This window comes from Novosphingobium organovorum (genome assembly GCF_022832435.1).
Taxonomy (GTDB): domain Bacteria; phylum Pseudomonadota; class Alphaproteobacteria; order Sphingomonadales; family Sphingomonadaceae; genus Novosphingobium; species Novosphingobium organovorum.
This window is the reverse complement of record NZ_JALHLF010000030.1, coordinates 36,297-42,390: the sequence shown is the minus strand read 5'-3', so window position 1 is coordinate 42,390 and position 6,094 is coordinate 36,297. Positions and strand designations below refer to the sequence as shown.

The window sequence follows — 6,094 nt, the reverse complement described above, 5'->3', positions numbered from 1 at the left end:
AGCGCGAGAGAGGAATCCTGGCCGATCGCGCCGAGCGCGTGCGCGGCGTGGGGCAGCGCGAGCGTGGCGGCGGCGAGGGTCGAGGTGGTGGTGGCCGCGGCGATGAACGCGCGCCGCGAAATGAAGGATTGAGCCGTCACGAGGGGATGTCTCCAGTCCGGGGGAAGGGGCGGCGCGGGGGCGCGGGGCGCAAAGGCGCCCGCGCGAAAGCGGGGGGTGGGCCGGGGTCGATGGGTCCTCTCCTCTGGTGTCGTTGTCCGGGCCGCATCGTCGCGAAGCGCGCCCGGTCTTCCTGGTGCGCGCCTTTCTGCATGGGGCGTGCCAAGGGAGGCTCGCTCTTGTGAAAATTTCTCTATTCTAGGAAATTCAAGGGGTTGGTTTGGCCGATGCGGTGCACCCCGGTTTGCGCTTGCGCACAGGTGTTTGATTTCGTGCGGTGCGTGTGGATAAGGTGCCTGAAATTCGACGGTCGCTACGGGGGAGGACCATGGCCAACGATCTGGTCGCACAGCTGCACTTCGATCCGGCGCAGGCGCATATCTGGCTTGCCGGGCGCCGCATGATGCTTCTCCACGCCAAGGCCTTCGGGCTCCTGCGCCGCGAGCTGGTCGACATGATCGGGCAGGAAAAGGCGCGCGGCATCTTTACCCGCCAGGGCTATAATTCGGGCGCGATGGACGCCGAGGCCGCCGCCGGAATCCGGCCCGGCGCCCCGCTTGAAGAGATGTTCGCGGTCGGCCCCGAACTCCACGCGGTCGAGGGGCTGGTGCTGTCCGAGCCGGTGCGGGTCACGTTCGATACCGCGAGCGGCAGCTACTACGGCGAATACCTCTGGAAGGGGTCGTGCGAATGCAGCGCGCATATCGAGGCCTTCGGCATCGGTTCGAGTCCGGGCGGCTGGTCGCAGATCGGCTATGCGAGCGGCTATGCCAGCGTGTTCCTGGGCCGCCCGATCCAGTTTCGCGAAGTCGAATGCGTGGCGATGGGGCATGAACACTGCCGGATCGTGGGGCGTCCGGCGGAGGACTGGACCGATGGCGAGGCGGACTTGCGCTACATGCGCGGCGAGCAGCTCAACCAGATCGCCCGCACGCTGGGGGGGGCTGGCGGCGCGGCGCAGCCCGACGGGGCGGCTTCAGGTGGATCGGCGGGAGGATCGCGCCAGGAGGGGCTGCGCCCGATCGTCGGCGCTTCGGCGGGATTCAACGTCGCCTTCGACATGCTGCACCATGTCGCGGACACCGATGCGGTGGTCCTGTTCCTGGGCGAAAGCGGGGTCGGCAAGGAAGTCTTCGCGCGTAGCTTGCACCGACTGGGCACGCGCCGCGAGGCAGCGTTCGTCGCGGTCAACTGCGCCGCGATACCCGAAAGCCTGGTCGAGGCGGAACTGTTCGGGGTCGAGAAGGGGGCTTTCACCGACGCCACCTCGACCCGTCCGGGGCGTTTCGAGCGAGCCGAGGGGGGCACGCTGTTCCTCGACGAGGTGGGCACGCTTTCGCTCGCCGCGCAGGGCAAGCTGCTGCGCGCGATCCAGGAAGGCGAATACGAGCGGGTGGGCGGGCACCGCACGCGCAAGGCCGACGTGCGGCTGGCCGCGGCGACCAACGTCGATTTGCGCGCCGCCGTTCAGGCCGGGACGTTTCGCTCGGACCTGTTCTACCGTCTCAACGTCTTTCCGATCCGCATTCCCCCCTTGCGCGAGCGGCGTGCGGACCTGCCGCTGCTGATCGAGCACTTCCTCCACCGCTATGCCGCGCGTTACGGCAAGACCGTGCCCGGTATTGAGGAGCGCGCGGTTGCCGCGATGCTCAGCTACGACTGGCCGGGTAATATCCGCGAGCTGGAGAACATCATCGAGCGCGGTGTCATCATGGCCGCGCCGGGCGAGCCGCTCAGGCTCCACCATCTCTTCGCGGGCGGCGAGACGCTGGCCATGGCGACGCTGCGGCTGGGGGCGAGCGGCAAGGTCGAGGGGCGCGATCCGCTCGACCTTGCGGGCTTCGTCAACGACCTGTCGATCGAGCAGTTCCTGCGCGGCGGGCTTGGCCTTGAGGCGGTGGAGGGGCGCATGATCGAGACCGCGCTTGTGCTGTGCGAGGGCAACAAGACCCACGCCGCGCGGCTCCTGGGGATCAGCCGCAGCCAGCTCAACTACCGGCTCGCGAAGGGCGATGAGGGATGAGCTTAGGCTGCCTGGACGAATTTGGTGGTCGTTGGAGCGACTGAATTGGGTGGGAAGCCGCCGCNGCTGCCTGGACGAATTTGGTGGTCGTTGGAGCGACTGAATTGGGTGGGAAGCCGCCGCGCGGGAGTGTAAAAGAACAGACAAGATTTTCCGGGGGATGATCCCCCGGACCCTCGAAATGTCGATGTTTGGGCACGCCCCATCCGTCCGGCACGATTGGCGCCGCAGGCTCTAGAATGTCTCCCGACGAACCCGAGCGCAGCGTTGAGGTGAAGCGCACCGCCGCCAGTTTTCGGGGGTGCAGGGGGCAATGGCCCCCTGCTTCGACCCCTTCCTTCTTCGTCTGCCATGGGGCGAAACCGGACGTTTGCACTTGTCCACGCCGCCTGGGACCTGTGGGGGTCAAAGGCGGCTTGGTGCGCTCGCGGTGCTCACCTCCACACCGCAGGCGGCGCGCCCGTTCTCACAAGGCACCCTTCGCAGAGACACCGGATCACCATTCCCACCGACCCTGGAACGGCGGCCCAATTTCGCTTTCGTAATTCAAATTTCGCTTTATCATCCATGGCTTGTTAACAGGGTGAGTTCATGAAGCGCCGCGTATTCCTTAAGTCCGTATCCACTCTTGCCGTTCTGGCTGCCACCGCGCCGGGGGCCTGGGCCAAGGGGCTTGTCCCGCCCTTCGCGCGCACGCCGCGCATCGCGGTGGGGGGCATCGCGTCCGAATGCAGCACCTATAGCCGGATCCGCTCGACGCTCGACACGATCGAGGTCGTGCGCGGGCAGGCGCTGCTCGACGATGAGCGCTTTGCCTTCCTAAAGCGCTACGACGTGCCCTTCCTGCCCACGCTGGTCGCCCAGGCGGGATCGGGCGGCCCGATGCAGCGCGCCGCCTACGAGGCGCTCAAGGCCGAATATCTTGACCGCCTGCGCGCGTTCCTGCCGCTCGACGGGGTTTACCTCTCCATGCACGGCGCGCTCTTCGTCGAGGACATGGAGGATGCAGAGGGGGACTGGTACGCGGCCACCCGCGCGGTGGTCGGCCCCGACTGCATCCTGTCGGCCAGCTACGACCTGCACGGCAACCTGTCGCAGCGCATCGTCGACAATCTCGACGCCTTCACCGCCTATCGCACCGCGCCCCACGTCGACCGGGTCGAGAACTGGATGCGCGCGACCGACATGCTGACCCACTGCCTGCGCTATGGCCTGCGCCCCTCGATCGTGTGGGCCAGCGTTCCGGTCCTGCTGGCGGGCGAGCAGAGCAGCACCGAATGGCAGCCGGGGCGCCGCCTCTGGTCGGATCTCAGCGAATTCAACCGTCTGGATGGCATCCTCGATGTCTCGCAGCTGGTCGGCTATGTCTGGGCGGACGAGCCGCGTTCGGCCGCTTCGGTCGTCGTCACCGGGTTCAGGCCGGCCGCGCAGAAGGCGATCGCGAGCGAGCTGGCGCAGCGCTACTGGGACGCGCGGCACGAATTCCGCTTCGGCAGCCCGACCGGAACGATCGAGGAGACATTGGCGCAAGCGATGGCCGCGACCACCCATCCGGTGGTCATCTCGGATTCGGGCGACAACCCCGGCGGCGGCGGCAACGCCGACCAGACCTTCTTCCTCGAAGCTTTGCTGAAAGCCGGGGCGAGCAACGTGCTGCTGGGCGGAATGACCGATCAGCCCGCGACCGATGCCTGCTACGCGGCGGGCGTCGGGGCAACGATCCCGCTTTCGATCGGCGCCACGCTCGACCCGGTCATGTGCAACCCGGTCAAGGTCGCCGCGGCGAAAGTGGTCTATCTGGCCCCGGCGACGACCCCGGCCGAGCGCACGGCGGTGGTCACGTTTGCAGGGATCACCGCGACGCTGGCCTCCACCCGGCGCAATTTCCACGCTGCGGAGGCCTTTCGCGAGCTTCACGTCGAGCCGACCGATTTCAAGATCGTGGTGCTCAAGTGCGGCTATCTCAATCCGACGATGAAGCCGCTCGCCAACCCGCATCTCATGGCGCTGTCGCCCGGCGCGATCGATCAGGACATCCCGCATATCACCAACACCCGGCGCGGGCGCAAATTCCCGTGGGCGGACGATTTCGCCTACCGCCCCGAACCCTATCTCTCGGCGCGCGCGGGGCGGGTGGAGGCCTGATCGGGCGACAGGTGGGCCCTGGCGGGCCCACCTGTCGACACGCCCGTCAGTACGCCCGCGCAGGGATCTAAGCGTCCGTTTGAAAATTCGCGAAATGCGAATTTTGCGGCACCAGCCCACTCCCCCACCCGACCACCCATTGCCAGTATCCTGCGGGTGGTCGGGTGGGGGAGTGGGCTGGTGCCGGAATCAAAATGCCTGAAAAGGCATTTTTCAAACGGTCTCTAAGGGCAAGGGCTGGGGGGCGATGCTTGGGGATGGGTCCCGCCGATGGCTGCGCCCAGCGTCAGGATGGTGCGCGCGTGGCGCAAGGCCACCGCTTCCCGATCCGCGCCGTAGCCTCCGCCAAGCGTGCTCGCCAGGGCAATGCCCCGTCGCCGGGCCTCGCCGCCGACCATGCGGTCGCGCGCGGCCAGTCCCTCGTCGGTAAGCGCGAGGCGGCCGAGCTTGTCGTCGGCATGGGCATCGACGCCGGCTTGCAGGAGGATGAGCTGCGGCGCGAAATGGTCGAGCACCGGCGGGAGTGAACCGCCCAGGGCTTCCAGATAGTCGGCATCGCCGGTGGCGTCGGGCAGGGCGATGTCGAGCGAGGAGCGCGCCTTGCGCGAAGGGAAGTTCTTTTCCGCGTGCACGGACAGCGTGAAGATGTCGCTGCGCCCTGCGGTCAACGCGGCGGTGCCATCGCCCTGATGGACGTCGAGGTCGAGGATCAGGATGCGCGCGACGTCGCCTTCCTCGATCAGCCGGTTCGCGGCGAGGGCGAGGTCGTTGAACACGCAGTATCCCGCGCCGCTGTCCGCCAGCGCGTGGTGGCTGCCGCCCGCGCTGTTGGCGGCGTAGCCGTGTTCGAGAGCAAGCTTTGCCGCGAGCCAGGTTCCGCCGGGCGAAAGCTGCGAGCGTCGCGAAATCCGCTCGTCGATCGCAAAGCCGATGCGGCGCTGCTTGGCGGGGGGCACGGTGCAGCGAACCACCTCCTCGACATAGGCGGGATCGTGAACGGCCTCGAGCCAGGCCAGCGGCAGGACTTCGGGTTCGTGGACCGTCATCGGCACCCCGCTTGCGGCCAGCGCGCGCATGACCAGCGCGTACTTGTCGTGCGGGAAGGTGCCCGAACGCGCGGCTTCGACCACATAGCCGGGATGATGGACCAGATGCAGCATCGCCCTGCTGGTAATCGGGCGCGGCGGCCGGGTCGAGCCCCCTGTCGCTGCACCTGGGGCATCCAGCGCCTGGCCCCGATCGGCGGTGGCGCCACATTTGGCGCTCGCTGAATTTTGCCGCAGGCTTTAAGGCGTAGTCATGTTGAAAAAGCACGCCACGCGCCCGGTCAGCGCTCTGAAAGTCTACTGTCCGATCGACGCTGCGACGCAGGCCCTGCTTGCCCGTGGCGCGGTCATGTCCATCGATCCGGACTGCGCACTGGCGCGGCTGATCGCCTTTGTCCGAGATGAAAACCCGCTCGGCGATTTCGGGCCGTACCAATCGGTGATGGAACTGGCGACGGGGCTGGAGCTCTTCACCCCCGGCGCCGCTGCCCGCCCCACGCTGGGCGAAGCGGGCGCCGAGGCTGTTTCGGCCACCGCGATCGTGACCATCTACATTCCCGCCGACGCGCCGCAGGCGGCGGTGTCGGCGGCGATTGACGAAATCGTCGCCCTGCATCCCTGGGAAGTGCCGGTCATCGAGCTGGTCGAGACGCGGCTCGTGACGCGGGTCTGAGCGTCGAGGGCGGCCAGTATTTGACGGGCTGCATCGGGGCGCTGCGCG

Annotated in this window: 4 protein-coding genes; 3 read left to right on the top strand and 1 reads right to left on the bottom strand. The window is 67.6% G+C overall.

Translation table 11 applies throughout. The annotated features are described in order from the left end of the window. Positions 1 to 487: 487 nt before the first annotated feature. Both MTR62_RS09685 and MTR62_RS09680 read left to right on the top strand, forming a co-directional pair. Complete coding sequence (locus tag MTR62_RS09685) at positions 488 to 2,182, top strand: sigma-54-dependent Fis family transcriptional regulator (protein ID WP_244019862.1); 1,695 nt, start codon at positions 488 to 490, stop codon at positions 2,180 to 2,182. A gap of 591 nt (positions 2,183 to 2,773) precedes the next feature. Further along, positions 2,774 to 4,327: a M81 family metallopeptidase gene (locus tag MTR62_RS09680; protein ID WP_244019860.1), complete on the top strand. Its 1,554-nt coding sequence runs from the start codon at positions 2,774 to 2,776 to the stop codon at positions 4,325 to 4,327. Between the two features lie 224 nt (positions 4,328 to 4,551). Here the strand turns inward: MTR62_RS09680 and MTR62_RS09675 are convergent, their stop codons facing one another. Then, the gene (locus MTR62_RS09675; protein WP_244019858.1) at positions 4,552 to 5,487 is read right to left on the bottom strand and encodes a histone deacetylase family protein; all 936 of its coding nucleotides are present in this window, start codon (positions 5,485 to 5,487) and stop codon (positions 4,552 to 4,554) included. Positions 5,488 to 5,626: 139 nt separating this feature from the next. Here MTR62_RS09675 and MTR62_RS09670 point away from each other — a divergent pair, with 139 nt between their 5' ends. Further along, positions 5,627 to 6,046 carry a hypothetical protein gene (locus MTR62_RS09670; RefSeq protein WP_244019849.1) on the top strand — a complete coding sequence of 140 codons (420 nt, stop codon included), beginning with the start codon at positions 5,627 to 5,629 and terminating at the stop codon, positions 6,044 to 6,046. The last annotated feature ends 48 nt before the right edge of the window (positions 6,047 to 6,094 follow it).

What these genes read in the sequence shown, in the direction of transcription:
- MTR62_RS09685 (WP_244019862.1), top strand. Translation starts at nt 488, where the DNA reads ATGGCCAACGATCTGGTCGCACAGCTGCACTTCGATCCGGCGCAGGCG.
- MTR62_RS09680 (WP_244019860.1), top strand. Translation starts at nt 2,774, where the DNA reads ATGAAGCGCCGCGTATTCCTTAAGTCCGTATCCACTCTTGCCGTTCTG.
- MTR62_RS09675 (WP_244019858.1), bottom strand. Translation starts at nt 5,487, where the DNA reads ATGCTGCATCTGGTCCATCATCCCGGCTATGTGGTCGAAGCCGCGCGT.
- MTR62_RS09670 (WP_244019849.1), top strand. Translation starts at nt 5,627, where the DNA reads ATGTTGAAAAAGCACGCCACGCGCCCGGTCAGCGCTCTGAAAGTCTAC.